Origin of the sequence: Mycolicibacterium hodleri, assembly GCF_025822245.1 — a bacterium.
GTDB classification, from domain to species: domain Bacteria; phylum Actinomycetota; class Actinomycetes; order Mycobacteriales; family Mycobacteriaceae; genus Mycobacterium; species Mycobacterium hodleri.
In genome coordinates this window covers 22,880-40,501 of sequence record NZ_JACKTL010000008.1, presented here as the reverse complement: position 1 = coordinate 40,501, position 17,622 = coordinate 22,880, and the positions used below count along the sequence as shown (strand labels likewise).

Below are 17,622 nucleotides of genomic sequence, written 5' to 3'. Positions count from 1 at the left end.
TCATGCACAAGGGAACCGAAGCGCCAGCCGGTGCGTCCAATCAAACATGGGACCACACGTGGAAGGGAATCCGATGACCAGTGGAGCGCTGAACACCGACTTCGGTCTGATGTCGACCGTCGCCGGGAAGATCGACGGCTGCAACGAGGAGACCGGGGCGATGCTCCGGACGTTCATCGGGCAGATGAGCACGGTCCCGCCGTCGGTGTGGGGTGGGTCCGCGGCGGCGCGGTTCCGCGACGTCGTCGACCGGTGGAACACCGAGTCCCTCGCCTTGCACCAGTCGCTGCAACGGATCGCCGAGACCATCCGGTTCAACGAGCGAACGCTCCGCGAGGCCGCCGATCAGCACTCCCACCGGATCGCGTCGGTCGACGTCCGCTGAGTACCCGTCCACCCACCCGAATGGAGCAGCCATGGAACCGGTTCTGTCATACGACTTCAACGAGATCGAGTACACGGTCCGTCAAGAGATTCACCACACCTCCGCGCGGTTCAACGCTGCGCTGGACGAATTGCGCGCCCAGATAGCGCCCCTTCAGGCGGTCTGGACGCGGGAGGCGGCGGAGGCCTACCGCGTCGAGCAGGCCAGATGGGACCGGTCGGCGGCCGCACTGAACGACATGCTGGTGTCCCTCGGCAACGCGGTCCGCGAGGGTTCCGACGACGTCGCCGACACCGACCGCCGTGCGGCGGGAGCCTGGGGCTTCTAGGCCGCAGGCACACGAGACCCTGTGCGGTCCCAACCGGGTGGAGAGGCCCGGAAGGGACCGCACAGTCGTGTCCGGGGTCAGTCCGGGAGTGCGTCGAGTGTGCGGTGAGATCGCCCTTCGCGGCCGAATCGCGATCTGGCCGCACACTCGATGGGGGGAGTGATCCGGGCGCGTGCCGGCGGTGGCCCGAACGGGCGTTTTGACCTGCGACGACGGTCCCCGGTAGGCTGCTCGGTTGGCGCGCGGTGAGTCGCAAGACTCTGCGGGTCCTCGGGTCTACGTCGGTCGCCGAGGACGCCCACCCTGCGCCTGACCGACACCCCGGTCACCCGGGAAACCCGAGAGAGAAGAAGGTAGCGCTGTGCCTACGTACACGCCGAAGGCTGGTGACACCACGCGCACGTGGTACGTCATCGACGCCACCGACGTGGTCCTCGGCCGGCTCGCCGTCGCAGTGGCAACACTGCTGCGCGGCAAGCACAAGCCGACGTTCACGCCGAATGTCGACGGTGGCGACTTCGTCATCGTCATCAATGCAGACAAGGTCGCCATCAGTGGCGACAAGCTCGCCAACAAGTACGCCTACCGCCACTCGGGTTACCCCGGCGGCCTGCGCAAGCGCACGATCGGCGAAATGATGGCCAAGCACCCGGAGCGGGTCGTGGAGAACGCGATCGTCGGGATGCTGCCGCACAACAAGCTGAGCCGTCAGGTTCAGAAGAAGCTGAAGGTGTACGCGGGCGCCGAGCATCCGCACATCGCGCAGCAGCCGGTTCCGTTCGAGATCAAGCAGGTGGCCCAGTGACCGAAACGACAGACGTGACCGACCCGACCGAGGTCGACGAGGTGCCGGAAGGCAACTACGTCTCCGAGTCCGCCGAGCCCGAAGCCGCCGACGAGGCCCCGGCCCGCGAGCCCTTGATCTTCGACCGCCCGGTGCAGACCGTCGGCCGTCGCAAAGAGGCCGTGGTTCGGGTTCGCCTGACCCCCGGCACCGGCAAGTTCATCCTCGACGGCCGCAGCCTGGAGGAGTACTTCCCGAACAAGGTGCACCAGCAGCTCATCAAGGCGCCGCTGGTGCTCGTCGACCGGCTCGACACCGTCGACGTCTTCGCTCACCTCGACGGTGGCGGACCGTCCGGACAGGCCGGCGCCCTGCGTCTGGCCATCGCCCGTGCGCTCATCATCGTCCAGCCCGAAGACCGGCCGCCGCTGAAGAAGGCCGGCTTCCTCACGCGTGACCCGCGTGCGATCGAGCGCAAGAAGTACGGCCTCAAGAAGGCCCGTAAGGCGCCTCAGTACTCGAAGCGCTGATCCTCAGCACGGTGTACCCCGCGAGCGTGCGCGTCTGTCCAAGGCGCGCACGCTCTCGGTTTTTCTAGGAGGAGCATGGGTCGCCTGTTTGGCACCGACGGAGTCCGCGGCGTCGCGAACACCGATCTGACCGCCGAGTTGGCGCTGGCCCTGGGGTCGGCCGCCGCTCGCCGACTGGGCACCTCCGGCAGTCGGCGGCGTGTCGCCGTCGTCGGCCGCGACCCGCGCGCCAGTGGCGAGATGCTCGAAGCCGCCGTCATCGCCGGGATCACCAGCGAGGGCGTCGACGTGTTGCGGGTCGGCGTGCTGCCCACCCCGGCCGTCGCCCATCTGACCGGTGTCTACGGCGCCGAATTCGGCGTGATGATCTCGGCGTCGCACAACCCGATGCCCGACAACGGCATCAAGATCTTCGGCCCCGGCGGCCACAAGCTCGACGACGACGCCGAGGACCGCATCGAAGAACTCCTCGGCGCCGGACCCGGCGAACGCCCGGTCGGCGCGGCCATCGGTCGCGTGCTCGACGCCGACGACGCGCTGGACCGCTATCTGCGGCACCTCGCGACGGCCGCCTCCACCCCGCTGCACGGCATCACCGTCGTCGTCGACTGCGCCCACGGCGCCGCCTCCGCTGCCGCCCCGCTGGCCTACCGCGCCGCGGGTGCCACCGTGATCGCCATCAACGCAGAACCCAACGGGCTCAACATCAACGAGGGCTGCGGGTCGACGCACATGGACGTGCTGCAGCGGGCGGTTCGCGCCCACGGCGCCGACCTCGGTCTGGCTCACGACGGGGACGCCGACAGGTGTCTTGCCGTCGACGCCTCGGGCGAGGTGGTCGACGGGGACGCCATCATGGTGATCCTGGCGATGGCCATGCGCGACGCCGGCGAGCTGACGTCGAACACCTTGGTCGCCACGGTGATGAGCAACCTCGGGCTGCACATCGCGATGCGCGCGGAGGGCATCGAGGTGCGCACCACCGCCGTCGGCGACCGCTACGTGCTCGAGGAACTGCGCGCCGGCGGCTACGCCCTCGGCGGCGAGCAGTCCGGCCACGTCGTGATGCCCGCGCTGGGCACCACGGGTGACGGGGTCGCCACCGGGTTGCGCCTGATGGCGCGGATGGCGCAGACCCGCTCGACGCTGGCCGAACTGTCCGCGCCGATGCACACGCTGCCGCAGGTCCTCATCAACGTCCAGGTCGCCGACAAGGCCACCGTCGCCGAGGCGCCGTCGGTGCGGTCCGCGGTGGCCGAGGCCGAAGCCGAACTCGGTGACACCGGTCGAATCCTGTTGCGCCCCTCCGGAACCGAGCAAGTCGTCCGGGTCATGGTGGAGGCTGCCGACGAGGACACCGCGCGCCTGTTGGCCGCGCGGGTGGCGGATTCGGTGAGCCAGCAGCGCTGAGGTCCAGATCGCGCATTGCAACCATGCTGCAACCCTGAACGGCTAGCGTATGTGACGACAGACACACGTGCGTCGGCGGTTGGCCGGCAGGCAAAGGAGCACCGTTGACCAAGTTCGTCGCTGCGATCGACCAGGGCACCACCAGCACCCGCGCCATGATCTTCGATCACGACGGTGCCGAGGTGGGCCGGCACCAGCTCGAACACGACCAGATCCTGCCCCAGGCCGGCTGGGTCGAGCACAATCCCGTGGAGATCTGGGAGCGGACCGCGTCGGTGCTGTCCTCGGTGCTCAACAAGACCAAGCTGCAGACCACCGACCTCGCCGCGCTCGGCATCACCAACCAGCGCGAGACGGCCCTGGTCTGGGACCGCAAGACCGGCCGGCCGTACTACAACGCGATCGTGTGGCAGGACACCCGCACCGACCGGATCGCCACCGCGCTGGACCGAGACGGGCGCGGCGACGTGATCAGGCGCAAGGCCGGATTGCCGCCCGCCACCTACTTCTCGGCAGGCAAGGTGCAGTGGATTCTGGAGAACGTCGACGGCGTCCGCGAGGCCGCGGAGCGTGGCGACGCCATCTTCGGCACCAGTGACAGCTGGGTGGTGTGGAACCTGACCGGCGGTCCGCGCGGCGGCGTGCACGTCACCGACGTGACCAACGCCAGCCGGACCATGCTGATGGACCTGGAGACCCTCGACTGGGACGACGAGCTCCTGTCGTTCTTCGACATCCCGCGGCAGATGCTGCCGCGGATCGTGCCGTCGTCCTCCCCGGAGCCCTATGGCGTCACGCTCGACACCGGTCCGCTGGGCGGCGAGGTACCGGTGACCGGCATCCTCGGCGACCAGCAGGCCGCGATGGTCGGGCAGGTGTGCCTGGCCCCCGGTGAGGCCAAGAACACCTACGGCACCGGTAACTTCTTGCTGCTCAACACCGGTGAGAAGATCGTGCGCTCGGAGAACGGGCTGCTGACCACCGTCTGCTACCAGTTCGGCGACGCGAAACCCGTGTACGCACTGGAGGGTTCGATCGCCGTGACGGGGTCGGCCGTGCAGTGGTTGCGTGACCAACTCGGCATCATCAGCGGTGCCGCCCAGAGCGAGTCGCTGGCCCGGCAGGTCGAGGACAACGGCGGGGTGTACTTCGTGCCCGCGTTCTCCGGGCTGTTCGCCCCGTACTGGCGCTCGGACGCCCGCGGCGCGATCGTCGGGCTGTCGCGGTTCAACACCAACGCGCACGTCGCGCGGGCCACCCTGGAGGCAATCTGTTATCAGAGCCGCGACGTGGTCGACGCCATGGAGGCCGATTCCGGTGTGCACCTTGAGGTTCTGAAGGTCGACGGCGGCATCACCGCCAACGATCTCTGCATGCAGATCCAGTCCGACGTGCTCGGCGTCGACGTGGTCAAGCCCGTCGTGGCGGAGACCACCGCGCTGGGTGCCGCCTACGCGGCCGGGCTGGCGGTCGGGTTCTGGGACAACCCCGACGACCTGCGGGCCAACTGGCAGGAGGACAAGCGCTGGACGCCGTCGTGGAGCGACGACCAGCGCGCCACGGGGTACGAGGGCTGGCAGAAGGCCGTGCAGCGCACCCTCGACTGGGTCGACGTCTCCTAGCCGGAAGGCGTTGCCGCGCCGCCCTTATGAGGCGAGCGCGGCGACGCCGGCTTCGGCGACGGACACGTCCTGCTCGACGCTGCCTGCGCTGACGCCGATCGCTCCGATCACCACGTCACCCTCGGTGAGCAGAATGCCGCCCCCGAAGATGACCATGCCGCCGCTGAGCTGCTCCAGCCCGTAGAGCTCGGCACCCGGCTGCACCAGCGGCATGAGGGCGCTGGTGGGCGCGTTCATCAAAATGGACGTGCGCGCCTTGCGAATCGAGATGTCCACGCTGGCCTTGATGGCGCCATCCATGCGGGCGAACGCCACCAGGTGCCCGCCGTCGTCGACGACGGCGATGTTCATCGGCTGACCGATCTCGCGTGCCTTCGCGACGGCGGCGTCGACGGCCTTGGTGGCAGCGGACAGGGTGATGGCACTCATGGGTGACCTTTCTAATGAGCGTTGCTACAAGGCTTTTGGACGACGGGAATCACGTCCGACCGTACAGGCGTGTCATGAGCGATTGTCGGGTTTCGCGACCGATCCATGGTCCCGACGCGAAAAGACTATCCAAAGACTCACCGTCGGGTCAGTAGTTGGGCGGGACGAAACGAAAGCCGCCACCCACGGCGCGCTCGTGAAAATACTGGTCGGACAGGGTGGGTGCACGCCGTCCTTCAGAGAGGTTGTGGTCAGTGTCGAACATCGACATCTTCATCTGGGAGTTCTTGGGCACCACGATCCTCTGCCTCCTGGGCAACGGTTCGGTGGCCGCAGTGGTGCTGAAGAACTCCTACTCCCACGGCACCGGCGGTGACTGGATCATCATCGTGCTCGGCTGGGGGTTCGGCGTCTTCGCCGGTGCCAGTGTCGCCGCCCCGTCGGGCGCTCACATCAATCCGGCAGTCTCACTGGCACTGGCGATTTCGGGAGGCATCCCGTGGTCGTCGCTGCCCGTCTACTGGGCGGCGCAGATGCTCGGTGGCATCGTCGGCGCGTCTCTGTGCTGGGTTGCCTTCAAGCTGCAGTTCGACAACATGGACGACAACTCCGGCACCCGCGGCATCTTCTGCACGACGCCGTTCGTGAAGGGTTTGCCGTGGAACGTCGCGACCGAGGTGATCGCGACCTTCGTGCTGGTCTTCTTCATCCTGACCAACCCGCAAGCCAACGGGGCGTTGAGCTACGGCGCCGTCACGTTCGTCGTCATCACCATCGGTTTCGGTCTCGGCGGCCCGACGGGCTACGCCATCAACCCAGCTCGCGATCTGGGACCGCGGATCGCGTACTGGTTCCTGCCCATCAAGGGCAAGGCCGGCCCCGACTGGAGCTACTCGTGGGTGCCGGTGTTCGGCCCGCTCTTGGGCGCCGCGCTCGCCGCGGGACTGGGCCTGCTGGTGATGTAAACCGTGCCCGGGTGCGATCGAACACGTTGCGCTGCAGCGTGTTCGATCGTCCTAGCGGATGTTGAGTTCCGCGGTGCGTTGCGATGCCGCCCGGCCGGGGATGAAGCCCGCCACCGCGCCGATGACGGTGGTCGCCGGCGGTCCGATGGCGGCGCGACGGGCCGCCTCGGAGATGGTGCCGAGCGTGCCGCGGACCTCCCGCTGGCTGGCGAGGCTGCCGTCGGCGATCACCGCCGCCGGTGTGGTGGCACTCATGCCCCCGTCGACGAGGGCGCGGGCGATGGCGTCGAGGTTGGCCACGGCCATCATCAAGACGATGGTCGTGTTGGTCCGCGCGAGCGCGGCGTAGTTCACCGCCGAGTCGGGATGATCGGGCGGGACGTGCCCGGAGACCACCGTGAAGCCCTGGGTCAGGCCGCGATGCGTGACGGGAATCCCCGCCGAGGCGGGGGCCGCGATCGCCGAACTCACGCCGGGAATCACGTCGACGGTGATGCCGGCCTTCACGCATTCGTCGAGTTCCTCGCCGCCGCGGCCGAACACGAATCCGTCACCACCCTTGAGCCTCACGACCGTCCTGCCCGCCAGTGCGTGGCTGATCAGATGGGCGTTGATCTCGCTCTGCTCCATGCGGCGCCCGCCAGGGATCTTGGCGGCGTCCACCACGACGGCGTGCGGTGCGAGGTGGCCGAGTACCGAGACGGGGGCGAGTCGGTCGGTGACGACGACGTCGGCGTTGGCGATCGCGTCCCGGCCCGCGACGGTCAGCAGTCCGGGGTCGCCGGGTCCGCCGCCGACCAGGGTGACCCGGCCGACGCGACGGGCCGCGGGCGTCGGACGTGGAGCGCGGTCCAGGACGCAGAATACGCCTCGCCGGTGCGCGTCGGCGGCGATCGAGGCGTCGAGGTCGGCGTCGCCGGTGTGGGCGAACAACAGTGCCGCCGAGTCGACGTCGGCGGTGGTGAGCTCTCGCCGGTGGACCGTGATCAGCCCCCGGTCGGCGAGGTCGGACAGGTACGGCGCAGGGTCGGGGGACACCACGGTGACGACCGCGCCCGCCGCGACCAGGGTGCCGGTGGCGGTCATCGCCCGACCCCCGGAGCCGACGACGGTCACCGGCATCCCACGGACGGGAAGCTCGACCGGGACGGTCGACGGCTGGTCAGCGGATGCGTGCTGCGGGCCGACCACCGACGCCTCCCCGTGCGCGACCGCGCAACGCCGCCGACACCAGCGCGGCGCGCTTGTGCACGCCGAACTTGTCCATGATGTTGTGGAGGTGGAACTTGACGGTGGCCTCGGAGATGAACAGGTCGGTGGCGATCGCCCGGTTGTCCAACCCCTCGGTCAGCAGTGCCAGCACTTCCTTTTCGCGGCGCGTGAGCAGACCCGCGTAGTCGAATTCGGTCGTCATGGCTTGCGAACGCAGTTCGTCGACGAGGGTATTGGCGCTGTGCGGGTCGAGTGCGGTCTGACCGTCGAGGACCCGGGCGACCGCGCTCAACAGGTCGGTCGACGGCGACCTGCGGTCGACGAGGGCGTCGGCCCCGGCGCGAATCAGTTCCAGCGCGCGCCCCGGCGACTCCTCGCCGTCCATGACCACGACGATCTTCGGCACCGGGTCGAGCTGCGTCCGCAGCGTCGCCAATTGCAGGCCGTGGTCGGCGTCGACGACCAACAACTCCGGGGCCACCAGCCGTAGCCGGTCGACCAGGTCGTCGTCGTGCCGCAGATCGCCGACGATCTGGATACCGTCGGCCTCTCCCAGTAGATGCACCAGGCCGTGCAGGAGCAGTTCGTCGTTCATCACGAAAACCGTTCGCGCATAGGAAATGTGGCGTGCCGCGACAATCTGCGGCCCCCGCTTGCCTGGGTGAATCGGTGCGTAGTGCGGTTGTGACCAACCCATCATTGACTCCGTCCTGCCGGTCAGCGGGCGAATGCTAACGCCTGGTGCGTTGCAGTTGCGTTGCATCGAGCACGCAGTCCTGGCACAGCCCCGCCCCCGGTGCTTGATAGAACAGGCAGCAACTCCGGCGGACGAACTGGCCGCCCACGAAGTGGCCGGTGTCCGTCAGCGGCCCGGTGTCCAACAACGCTCGGACCAACGCCCGACCCGTCGGCGCCAGGTCGGGCCGAGACAGTCCCATCACCGTCACCGCGCCGTTCGCGGCGGAGATGGCGTTGCCCCGGCTGACGCGGTCCGACAGCGACGCCGTCGCCCTGAGGATCTCGGCGAGTGGGCCGAAGACGTTGGTGAGCAACGATTTCGAGATCACGTCGGCCGCCTGGGACGGGGTTGGTGCGGGCAGCCAATCGGGGTGGGCCGTCCCGAGCCGAGGCGAGTGGTGACCGGTCGTCGTCCACCGCACCGACGTCGGGGTGAGGACGGGCACCGCGCCGTAGAGGGCGGCCGCGCCGACGACGGGGGAGACGAGTCGGGCCACCACGTTCAACTGAAACGAGGAGGCGGCCATCCGCAGCGGAACGTCGGCCGGATCGTTGTCCGTCGACGCCGCGATCGCCGATCGGGTGCGCTCCACGAACGCGCGCACCACGTCCGCGTCGGACAGCAGCGTCGCGAACTCGGCGCCCTCGTCGTCCCCGAACGCGGGGATGGCGAAGTAGCCGCCGAGTGCGGCCGTTCCCGCCAGGAGCGCGGCGCCGTCGTACGTGCCGTTCATCGTCCCCAAGCTAGCGGGTCGGTCGAGTGCAACGTTGCTGCAACGTGACGGCAGCCACAATGGCATCAGGCAACCGGCTCAGATCACCCGAGCGCCCCTGACCTCATGGAGCACTGCATGACGCAACCCAACCTCGATCCCGCGGTCGACTATCCGCTGAGCGACAACCGACGGGATCTGCTGTTCACCCCGACCGGCCGATCCATCGACGACATCACCATGGACGCCGTCGTCTCGGGCGACGTCCAGGCCACTGACCTGCGGATTACTCCGGACACGCTGCGCCTGCAGGCCCAGATCGCGGAGAAGGACGGTAGGAAGCAGTTGGGCGCCAACCTGCACCGGGCGGCGGAGATGACGGCGATCAGCGACGAACGCGTGCTGCAGATCTACAACGCCCTGCGCCCCAACGCGTCGACGAAGGACGAACTGCAGGCCATCGCCGAGGAGCTGGAGAGCCAGTACGCCGCGACCTTCCTCGCGGAACTGGTGCGGGAGGCGGCCGACGTCTACGAGCGGCGCGACATCCTGGCGACGAGCGAATAGGAGACGACGATGACGGCTGAGGCAATTCGCCAACCTGCAAGCGACGTGCGGCATTCCGCGCGGACCGAGCTGCTCGAGGACCGCCCGGTCAACCTGGACGGTTTCGTCGAGGAGTGGCCCGAGGTGGGCATGGTCGCCATGGACAGCGCCTTCGACCCCGAGCCGAGCGTGCGGGTCGAGAACGGCGTGATCGTCGAGATGGACGGCGTGCAGCGCGCCGACTTCGACTTCATCGACCAGTTCATCGCCGACAAGGCACTCGACGTCGAGACCACCGAGCAGTCGATGGCGCTTCCCGCCGACGAGATCGCCCGGATGCTGGTCGACCCGGGGGTCACCCGCAAGGAGGTCATCGCGGTCACCGGCGGGCTGACCCCGGCCAAGCTGCTGGCGGTGGCAAAGAACCTGAACATCGTGGAAATCATGATGGGCATGCAGAAGATGCGTGCACGCCGCACGCCGGCGAACCAGGCGCACTGCACCAGCGCCCGGGACAATCCGGTTCAGGTGGCATGTGAGGCCGCCGAGGCCGCCATCCGCGGATTCTCCGAGGTGGAAACGACTCTCGGCGTCGTGCGGTATGCACCGCTGGTCGCCATGGCGCTGCAGATCGGCAGCCAGGTCAACCCGGGCGGACCCCTGACGCAGTGCGCGCTGGAGGAGGCCACCGAGCTGGACCTCGGCATGCGGGGCATCACCGGTTACGCCGAAACCATCTCCGTCTACGGCACCGAGCCGGTCTTCGTCGACGGCGACGACACCCCGTGGTCGAAGGCGTTCCTCGCCGCGGCGTACGCCTCCCGCGGCATCAAGATGCGCTTCACCTCCGGCACCGGATCCGAGGTGCAGATGGGCAACGCGCAGGGAAAGTCCATGCTGTACCTCGAGATTCGCTGCATTCTCATCGCCAAGGGTGCCGGGGTGCAGGGTCTGCAGAACGGCTCCATCTCGTGCATCGGCGTGCCGGGCGCGGTGCCCGCCGGCATCCGTGCGGTAGCCGCGGAGAATCTCATCGCCTCGGCGGTGGACCTCGAATGCGCCTCCGGCAACGACCAGTCGTTCTCGCATTCGGCGATGCGCCGGACCGCGCGGCTGATGCCGCAGATGATGCCGGGCACCGACTTCGTCTGCTCCGGATATTCAGCAGTGCCCAACTACGACAACATGTTCGCGGGATCGAACCTCGACAGCGACGACTTCGACGACTTCAACACCATCCAGCGAGATCTACAGATCGACGGTGGGCTGCGTCACGTCAAGGAATCCGACATCCTCGCGGTCCGCACCAGGGCGGGCAAGGCCCTGCAGGCGGTGTTCCGCTACCTGGACCTGCCGCCGATCAGCGACGCCGAGATCGACGCCGCGGTCTACGCCAACGGCAGCCGTGAACTGCTCCCGCGCGACGTGCTCGAGGACCTCAAGGGCGCCCAGCAGGTGATGGACCGCAACATCACCGGGCTGGACTTGGTGAAGGCGTTGGAATCGACGGGCTTCTCGGACATGGCCGAGAACCTGCTGGTGATTCTCCGCCAACGCATTTCGGGTGACCTCCTGCAGACCTCGGCCATCATGACACCGTCGCTGGTGGTGCTCTCCGCGGTCAACGACGCCAACGACTACGCCGGACCCGGAACGGGGTATCGCCCGTCCGGTGCCCGCTGGGAGGAAATGAAACGCTTGCGCCACGTCACCAGCGCATCGAACCCCGAGCTGGAGGTGGAGTAACCGTGTCGACCAATCAGGACGCCCCACGAGCGCTGTCGTTCAAGGAAATCGGCGTCGCGGAGCGGGGCAGGAAGTCCGACGAGGTGGTGATCGCGATCTCGCCGGGCTTCGGCGGCCTGTTCACCCAGACCATCGTCGGCCTGCCCCACTCGGAGGTGATCCGCCAGATCCTGGCGGGCATCGAAGAGCAGGAGGCGAGTGCCCGAATCATCCGTGTGCAGAACAGCGCCGATCTCGCGTACATGGCTCACACGGCCGCGAAGCTGTCGGGGTCGGGCATCGGCATCGGCATCCTGGGGCGTGGCACGTCGATGATCCACCAGCGGGATCTGCCTCGGTTGTCCAGCCTGGAGCTGTTCCCGCAGTGCCCGCTGCTGACGTTGGAGACCTACCGCGACATCGGCTCGAACGCCGCCCAGTACGCCAAGGGTGAGTCGCCGCAACCGGTTCCGACGCTCAACGACCAGATGGCCCGTCCCCGCTGGCAGGCCAAGGCGGCACTGCTTCACCTCAAGGAGACCGAGCTCGTCCGCAAGGGCGTCAAGCCGGTCGAGGTGATGCCGGAGTTCGCCGCGGCGACCGTCGATTGATCGGGAGTTGACCCCAGTGGTCCGCACGGTCGTCGGGGTGGACATCGGCAACTCGACCACGGAGGCTAGCGTCGCCACCGTCGGCGCCGACGGCGCCGTGTCCTACGTCGGGGCAGCCTTGACCCGCACGACGGGCGTCAAGGGCACCCCGAAGAACGTCGACGGCGTGGCGAAGGCCGTGACGTGGGCTCTCGACGGCGCGGGCGTCCGCCTGGCGGATCTCGACCTGATCCTGCTGAACGAGGCGACACCGGTGATCAGCGGCCTGGCGATGGAGACCATCACCGAGACGATCATCACCGAGTCGACGATGATCGGTCACGACCCGCGGACCCCGGGAGGTCGGGGACTCGGCGTCGGCATCATCGTCGACTTCGCGGCGCTCGACGACGTGGAGGTGGGATCGCCGTCCATCGTGCTGGTGCCACGCGGCGTCGACTTCGACGACGCCGCCCGGGCGATCAACGCGGCGTGCGACCGCGGCGTCGAGATCACCGGGGCGATCCTGTGTCACGACGACGCCGTCCTGGTGGCCAATCGACTGAAGGCGAAGATTCCGATCGTCGACGAGGTGTCGCGCATCGACGCCGTACCGCGCGGGATGACGGCCGCCGTCGAGGTGGCCGGTCCCGGGCAGTCGATCCGCACCCTGTCGAATGCCTATGGCCTCGCAACGATATTCGACCTTGACTCCGATCAGACCAAGGTGGTGTCGCCGGTCGCGCGGGCACTCACCGGCAACCGCTCGGCGGTGGTGGTGCGCACGCCCTCGGGCGACGTCGCCGACCGCACCATCCCGGCGGGTTCGCTCGAACTCGAGGGCAGCACGAAGCGCGCCACCGTCGACGTCTCGCGCGGCGCCGCCGAGATCATGGCGGAGGTGGAGCGGGTGAGCCCGCTGGTCGACGTGGTGGGGGAGGCGGGCACCAACACCGGCGGCATGATCGCCAACGTCCGCCAGAGCATGGCCGACCTCTCCTCCCACGACCTCGCCGACGTGCGGATCAAGGACCTGCTGGCCGTGGACACCCTGGTGCCGCAGGAGGTTCGGGGCGGTGTCGCCGGTGAGGTCGCACTCGAGAACGCCGTCGCCCTCGCGGCGATGGTCCGCACCAAGGAGAGCGGGATGCAAGCCGTCGCCGACGCCGTCGCCGAGCATCTGCGCCACGCGGGGGCCGAGCGGGTCGACGTCGTCGTCGGCGGCGTGGAGGCCGAGATGGCGGTGCTCGGCGCGCTGACGACGCCTGGGACCGCCAAGCCGCTGGTGGTGCTGGACCTCGGTGGCGGGTCGACCGACGCCGCGGTGATCGGCACCGACGGCCACACCGACGCCACGCACCTCGCAGGCGCCGGTGACCTCGTCACCAAGCTGATCGACGCGGAGCTGGGCTTGGAGAACCGCGAGCTGGCCGAGGAGATCAAACGGTGCCCGCTGGCCAAGGCGGAGAGCTTCTTTCACGTCCGGCTCGAGAACGGCACGGTCCAGTTCTTCGAGAAGCCGCTGCCCGCCACCGCCTTCGCCCGCGTCGTCACGCTGAGCGAGTTCGAGGGCGGGATGAACCCCATCCCCACCCGCCATTCGCTCGAGCGGATCCGCACCGTGCGGCGCACCGCCAAGGAACGGGTGTTCGTGGTGAACGCACTTCGGGCGCTTCGCAGCATCGCCCCGGGCGGCGACCTGCGTCGGATCGGCTTCGTCGTGCTGCTCGGTGGGTGCGCCCTCGACTTCGAGATTCCGGAGCTGATCGCCAGCGCCGTCGCGCCCTTCGGAATCGTCTGCGGCACCGGAAACGTGCGCGGCACGGAGGGACCCCGCAACGCGGTCGCCTCCGGTCTGGTGGCGTCGTACGTGGCGTCGCTCGGCGACGCGGCCACCGAACCCGAGGTCGGTGCGCGTGCGTGAGGGCGGTCAGCCGGAGAAACCGGCCATTCTGGTGCTCAGTCGTGTGGCCGGACGGGTTGAGAACGAGGTGCTGGCCGGCATGGAGGAGGAGGGCGTGCCGTCGGTGGTCGAACGCCCAGGCGACGACGTGGACGCGACGGAACTCGCCCGCACGGCCGCCGGCCAGTCCTCACTGGCCGTCGGAGTGGGGATCGACGCCGACGGGCGGGTGTGCGTCCAGCACGACAAGCTCACCGACCCCCTTCCCGAGTTGTCCTCGCCGGGCCCTGCGGGTGCGGCGACCGCCCGCATCCTCGGCCACAACGCCGCCCGCATCGTGGTGGGCATTCCGCTTCGCACGGAACGGTTTTCGTGAATTTCGATGGGGTGCCCGCGCCCCAGATGCGGGTCGAGGCGGTCCGTGTCCTGAACGAGCTCAACGAGACGACCAAGGCCCAACAGGCCTTCCTCAACAGCTGCGGGGACGCCACCTGGATCGGCGACGAAGAACGGCGGGCGATTCGGTGGCTGCTGTCCGCACTGGTCGACCACCGCCGCCGCGTGCGGATCACCGCTCGGCTGTGGCGGACGCTGAACCCGGCCGAGCCCGTGGGCGGCGACCTGGTCTCCGACACGGTCGCCCTGCTCGACGAGAATCAGTCCTTCACACCGCTGCTCGCGCAGTGGCGCGCGATGGTGATCGGCCAAACCCGGCTGGAGCGCCACAGCTTCTGGCGCAACCTGATCGAAATCGCCGAGCTCAACCTCGTGGAGTCTCGTACCGTCGCGAGGTGAACACGGCCCGGCCGGCCGCGCGCTCGGCCACCGTCGTGGTCGAGGAACCGATGATCAGCAGGGTCCGCATGTCGACGACCGAGGGGTCGAAGGCGGCCACCGTCGTCACCACCACGCTCTCCTCCGGACCGCCGACGTCCCGACCGAGGACGATCGGGCGGTCGCCCGGAAGGCGTTGCGTCAGAATCTCCTTCAGCGCGCTGACCTGCCACGTCCGACTCTCCGAGCCGGGGTTGTAGATCGCGATCACCATGTCGGCGTCGACGGCCGCGTGCAGACGTCGCTCGATGACGTCCCAGCTCTTCAACCGGTCCGACAGCGAGATCACGGCGTAGTCGTGGCCGAGCGGGGCGCCGACGGCGGCCGCCACGGCGTTGGCGGCGGTCATCCCGGGCACCACCCGCACCGGAACGTCGCTCCACGCGGGTTCGGTGGCGACCTCGACGACGGCGGCGGCCATCGCGAACACGCCGGGATCACCGGAACTGACGACGACGACCCTGGCGCCGTTCTTCGCCAGATCCAATGCCATGCAGGCACGTTCGGATTCGACGCGGTTGTCGCTGGGGTGCAACCGCTGGCCGGGCCGCGGTGAGACGCGCGCCAGATAGGTCTTGTAGCCGACGATGTCGGTCGCCCTGGCCAGTTCGCCGTGCACCTCGGGGGTGGTCCACCTGTCTGCGCCGGGACCGAGTCCGACGACGACCACCTCACCCATCGTCGGTCCGCTCGGAACCGGCGCCGGGTTGTTCAGCGGACCGGGGACGATGACCATCGAGAAGTACGGCACGGTAATGGGATCCACGTCCCGGACCGGCATCACGCGTTGCGCCGACGTCGACGCGCGTTCCACGTACCAGGCGCGGTCTGCGACGCCGGCCGTTTCCAGCGCCGCGAGAACCTTGGGGAAGGTGCGGCCGAGCTTCATGATGGCGACCGCGTCGCCGTCGCGGAGCCGGCGGACCAGTTCGTCGGCCGACATCGTGCCGGGGAGCACCGTCAACGTCTCCTCGCCCTCGACGAGGGGAGTGCCGACCGCCATGGCCGACGCACTGACCGACGTCACGCCGGGAATGATCTCGGTGTCGAACTCGTGGGCCAGGCGCTTGTGCATGTGCATGTACGAGCTGTAGAACAGCGGGTCGCCCTCGGCGAGAAGGGCGACACTGCGGCCCGCTCGCAGGTGGTCCGCGAGCACCTCGCTGGCACTGGTGTAGAAGTCGTCGAGGGCGCCGCGGTAGCCCGCCGGATGGTCGGTGGTCTCGGTGGTGACCGGGTAGGTCAGCCGTTCGTGAATCTGCCCATCGCGCAGAAACGGTTCGGCGACCGACAGTGCCACGCTGCGCCCGTGGCGGGCGCAGTGGAAGGCGACCACATCGGCGGAGCCGATGACCCGGGCGGCCTTCAACGTGACGAGCTCGCTGTCGCCGGGGCCGATGCCGACCGCCCACAGCTTGCCGTGCGTGCCGCTCAAGGGGTCGCCGCCGACCGGTCATCGGTGTCGTCGCGATCCGACACGTCGGCTTCGCCGAAGGTCGCCATCGACGACAGGATGGCCACGGCGGCTCGCACCAGTGGCAACGCGACCGCGGCGCCGGAACCCTCGCCGAGTCGCATGCCCAGGTCGACGAGGGGGTCGAGGCCCAGATGTGCGAGCGCGGCCGCGTGTGCCGGTTCGGTGGATCGGTGACCCGCCTGCCACCACGTCGACGCGCCGGGGGCCAGCCGTTCGGCGACCAGGGCGGCGGCCGTCACGACGACGCCGTCCAGCAGCACGGGGGTACGCCGAATGGCGGCCTGGGCGCAGAAGCCGGCCATGGCGGCCAGGTCGGCGCCACCGCAGATACGAAGCAGCGCAAGGGGATCCGCTGTTTCGCCCCGGGTGCGGTACAGCGCGTCGCGCACCGCCGCGGTCTTGCGCATCCAGCCGGCGTCGTCCACGCCGGTGCCCCTGCCGACCAGGGCAACCGGCTCCTTGCCCGTCAGCGCGGCGATCAACGTCGTCGCCGGGGTGGTGTTTCCGATGCCCATGTCGCCGGCGATCAGGAGGTCCGCGCCGGCGTCGACCTCCTCGTCGGCGATGCGCCGGCCGGCGGTCACCGCGGCGATCGTCTCCTCGGCGGTCATGGCGTCCTCGACCGCGATGTCACCGCTGCCGCGGCGCACCTTGTGGGCGCCGATCCGTTCGGACAACGGCTCGTCGCAGTCCACGGCGACGTCGACGACGCGGACCGTTGCCCCGGCGTTGCCGGCGAGCACGTTGACGGCGGCACCGCCGGCGTCGATGTTGGCGACCATCTGCGCGGTCACCTCGGGCGGGTAGGCCGAGACGCCGGACTTGGCCACGCCGTGGTCACCGGCGAAGACGACGATGCGGGCGCGGGTGAACTGTCGTGGGGGACACGTGCCTTGACAGGCCGCCACCCAGATCGACAGCTCTTCCAGTCGTCCCAGCGCGCCGCGGGGTTTGGTCAGGGAGTCCTGGCGGGACCGGGCGGCATGCTCGGCGTCGGCATCCGGCGCAGGCACTGCGGAGAAATCCATCAGAAGGCCGCGGGAACCGACACGAGCGGTGGGTGGGCGGTCGGGCCCGGGTGGATCGTCGTCATCTGGGTTCCTTTCGGGGCGTCTCGCGACCCCGTTCGATTCAGGATGCTCTTGGCCCAACATCTGACTCACACACAGGCTTTCACCAGTCGTGTTCACAGCGGCGCGTCCGTTCTGGGCTTCCACCAGATTCCTGTACGCCAAGCGCAAACCGATGATAAACCACCCCCGTCGCGGCCCGGTGGAAAGCGGCCCGAGGCCGCTGGCCGCTCACACGAGCGGCGCGTGCACGTTTGTCGGGAGATCCCCTACGCAGCCGGGCCGGAGGACTACTGTGGTGACGAGCGGGGGCGGTCTGGCCTCGAGGCTCGGACCGTGGTGTTCGCCGGTGCAAGGAGCG

The 17,622-nt window shown here is 68.9% G+C and carries 19 protein-coding genes; 13 read left to right on the top strand and 6 right to left on the bottom strand.

What is annotated here, in order from left to right:
• Positions 1-73: 73 nt before the first annotated feature.
• The 6 genes from H7J06_RS01275 (at position 74) to glpK (ending at position 5,059) form a co-directional block, all read left to right on the top strand.
• Complete coding sequence (locus H7J06_RS01275; protein WP_264036273.1) at positions 74-385, top strand: WXG100 family type VII secretion target; 312 nt, start codon at positions 74-76, stop codon at positions 383-385.
• Between the two features lie 31 nt (positions 386-416).
• Complete coding sequence (locus H7J06_RS01270; RefSeq protein WP_264036271.1) at positions 417-713, top strand: WXG100 family type VII secretion target; 297 nt, start codon at positions 417-419, stop codon at positions 711-713.
• A gap of 361 nt (positions 714-1,074) precedes the next feature.
• Complete coding sequence (gene rplM, locus H7J06_RS01265) at positions 1,075-1,518, top strand: 50S ribosomal protein L13 (RefSeq protein ID WP_264036269.1); 444 nt, start codon at positions 1,075-1,077, stop codon at positions 1,516-1,518.
• Positions 1,519-1,559: 41 nt separating this feature from the next.
• The gene (gene rpsI / locus H7J06_RS01260) at positions 1,560-2,027 is read left to right on the top strand and encodes a 30S ribosomal protein S9 (protein WP_372515213.1); all 468 of its coding nucleotides are present in this window, start codon (positions 1,560-1,562) and stop codon (positions 2,025-2,027) included.
• 75 nt (positions 2,028-2,102) lie between these two features.
• Positions 2,103-3,437 (top strand): phosphoglucosamine mutase, encoded by a 1,335-nt coding sequence (gene glmM, locus H7J06_RS01255; RefSeq protein ID WP_264036266.1) that lies wholly within the window; start codon positions 2,103-2,105, stop codon positions 3,435-3,437.
• 104 nt (positions 3,438-3,541) lie between these two features.
• On the top strand, positions 3,542-5,059 hold the full coding sequence (glpK, locus tag H7J06_RS01250) for a glycerol kinase GlpK (RefSeq protein ID WP_264036264.1): 1,518 nt from the start codon (positions 3,542-3,544) through the stop codon (positions 5,057-5,059).
• Positions 5,060-5,083: 24 nt separating this feature from the next.
• Here the strand turns inward: glpK and H7J06_RS01245 are convergent, their stop codons facing one another.
• A complete protein-coding gene (locus H7J06_RS01245) occupies positions 5,084-5,488 on the bottom strand; it encodes a GlcG/HbpS family heme-binding protein (protein ID WP_264036262.1) in 405 nt (134 codons plus the stop codon).
• A 254-nt stretch (positions 5,489-5,742) separates the two neighbouring features.
• Here H7J06_RS01245 and H7J06_RS01240 point away from each other — a divergent pair, with 254 nt between their 5' ends.
• Positions 5,743-6,453 (top strand): MIP/aquaporin family protein, encoded by a 711-nt coding sequence (locus H7J06_RS01240; protein ID WP_264036260.1) that lies wholly within the window; start codon positions 5,743-5,745, stop codon positions 6,451-6,453.
• Positions 6,454-6,504: 51 nt separating this feature from the next.
• On the opposite strand, the gene cobA is transcribed toward H7J06_RS01240, so the two are convergent.
• The 3 genes from cobA to H7J06_RS01225 all read right to left on the bottom strand — a co-directional run bounded on the left by cobA (position 6,505) and on the right by H7J06_RS01225 (position 9,137).
• A complete protein-coding gene (cobA, locus tag H7J06_RS01235; RefSeq protein ID WP_264036258.1) occupies positions 6,505-7,644 on the bottom strand; it encodes a uroporphyrinogen-III C-methyltransferase in 1,140 nt (379 codons plus the stop codon).
• Positions 7,616-8,260: a response regulator transcription factor gene (locus tag H7J06_RS32055; protein WP_275078829.1), complete on the bottom strand. Its 645-nt coding sequence runs from the start codon at positions 8,258-8,260 to the stop codon at positions 7,616-7,618. The genes cobA and H7J06_RS32055 overlap by 29 nt, the downstream gene beginning before the upstream one ends.
• Before the next feature lie 136 nt (positions 8,261-8,396).
• Positions 8,397-9,137, bottom strand: coding sequence for a (2Fe-2S)-binding protein (locus H7J06_RS01225; RefSeq protein WP_264036257.1), 741 nt, complete (start codon positions 9,135-9,137; stop codon positions 8,397-8,399).
• Between the two features lie 117 nt (positions 9,138-9,254).
• On the opposite strand from H7J06_RS01225, the gene H7J06_RS01220 reads away from it, so the two are divergent.
• From H7J06_RS01220 to H7J06_RS01195, 6 genes are read left to right on the top strand one after another with little or no spacing between them, the layout of a single operon-like run.
• Positions 9,255-9,683 carry a diol dehydratase small subunit gene (locus H7J06_RS01220; protein ID WP_264036255.1) on the top strand — a complete coding sequence of 143 codons (429 nt, stop codon included), beginning with the start codon at positions 9,255-9,257 and terminating at the stop codon, positions 9,681-9,683.
• Positions 9,684-9,692: 9 nt separating this feature from the next.
• Complete coding sequence (locus H7J06_RS01215; protein ID WP_264036253.1) at positions 9,693-11,408, top strand: propanediol/glycerol family dehydratase large subunit; 1,716 nt, start codon at positions 9,693-9,695, stop codon at positions 11,406-11,408.
• 2 nt (positions 11,409-11,410) lie between these two features.
• Complete coding sequence (locus H7J06_RS01210; protein ID WP_308205667.1) at positions 11,411-11,998, top strand: propanediol/glycerol family dehydratase medium subunit; 588 nt, start codon at positions 11,411-11,413, stop codon at positions 11,996-11,998.
• 16 nt (positions 11,999-12,014) lie between these two features.
• Positions 12,015-13,901, top strand: a complete 1,887-nt coding sequence (locus H7J06_RS01205) for a diol dehydratase reactivase subunit alpha (RefSeq protein ID WP_264036251.1) — start codon at positions 12,015-12,017, stop codon at positions 13,899-13,901.
• Positions 13,888-14,256: a glycerol dehydratase reactivase beta/small subunit family protein gene (locus H7J06_RS01200; RefSeq protein WP_308205666.1), complete on the top strand. Its 369-nt coding sequence runs from the start codon at positions 13,888-13,890 to the stop codon at positions 14,254-14,256. Before H7J06_RS01205 ends, H7J06_RS01200 begins: the two co-directional genes overlap by 14 nt.
• Positions 14,253-14,675, top strand: coding sequence for a hypothetical protein (locus tag H7J06_RS01195; protein ID WP_264036249.1), 423 nt, complete (start codon positions 14,253-14,255; stop codon positions 14,673-14,675). The genes H7J06_RS01200 and H7J06_RS01195 overlap by 4 nt, the downstream gene beginning before the upstream one ends.
• Here the strand turns inward: H7J06_RS01195 and H7J06_RS01190 are convergent.
• Together H7J06_RS01190 and cobT are read right to left on the bottom strand one after the other, a co-directional pair.
• Positions 14,641-16,149, bottom strand: a complete 1,509-nt coding sequence (locus tag H7J06_RS01190) for a precorrin-2 C(20)-methyltransferase (protein ID WP_264036247.1) — start codon at positions 16,147-16,149, stop codon at positions 14,641-14,643. The two genes, H7J06_RS01195 and H7J06_RS01190, sit on opposite strands and share 35 nt — an antisense overlap.
• A complete protein-coding gene (gene cobT / locus H7J06_RS01185; RefSeq protein ID WP_275078827.1) occupies positions 16,146-17,219 on the bottom strand; it encodes a nicotinate-nucleotide--dimethylbenzimidazole phosphoribosyltransferase in 1,074 nt (357 codons plus the stop codon). The genes H7J06_RS01190 and cobT overlap by 4 nt, the downstream gene beginning before the upstream one ends.
• Positions 17,220-17,622: the final 403 nt, after the last annotated feature.

What these genes read in the sequence shown, in the direction of transcription:
- H7J06_RS01275 (WP_264036273.1), top strand. Translation starts at nt 74, where the DNA reads ATGACCAGTGGAGCGCTGAACACCGACTTCGGTCTGATGTCGACCGTC.
- H7J06_RS01270 (WP_264036271.1), top strand. Translation starts at nt 417, where the DNA reads ATGGAACCGGTTCTGTCATACGACTTCAACGAGATCGAGTACACGGTC.
- glmM (WP_264036266.1), top strand. Translation starts at nt 2,103, where the DNA reads ATGGGTCGCCTGTTTGGCACCGACGGAGTCCGCGGCGTCGCGAACACC.
- H7J06_RS01245 (WP_264036262.1), bottom strand. Translation starts at nt 5,488, where the DNA reads ATGAGTGCCATCACCCTGTCCGCTGCCACCAAGGCCGTCGACGCCGCC.
- H7J06_RS32055 (WP_275078829.1), bottom strand. Translation starts at nt 8,260, where the DNA reads ATGAACGACGAACTGCTCCTGCACGGCCTGGTGCATCTACTGGGAGAG.
- H7J06_RS01225 (WP_264036257.1), bottom strand. Translation starts at nt 9,137, where the DNA reads ATGAACGGCACGTACGACGGCGCCGCGCTCCTGGCGGGAACGGCCGCA.
- H7J06_RS01220 (WP_264036255.1), top strand. Translation starts at nt 9,255, where the DNA reads ATGACGCAACCCAACCTCGATCCCGCGGTCGACTATCCGCTGAGCGAC.
- H7J06_RS01215 (WP_264036253.1), top strand. Translation starts at nt 9,693, where the DNA reads ATGACGGCTGAGGCAATTCGCCAACCTGCAAGCGACGTGCGGCATTCC.
- cobT (WP_275078827.1), bottom strand. Translation starts at nt 17,219, where the DNA reads ATGGATTTCTCCGCAGTGCCTGCGCCGGATGCCGACGCCGAGCATGCC.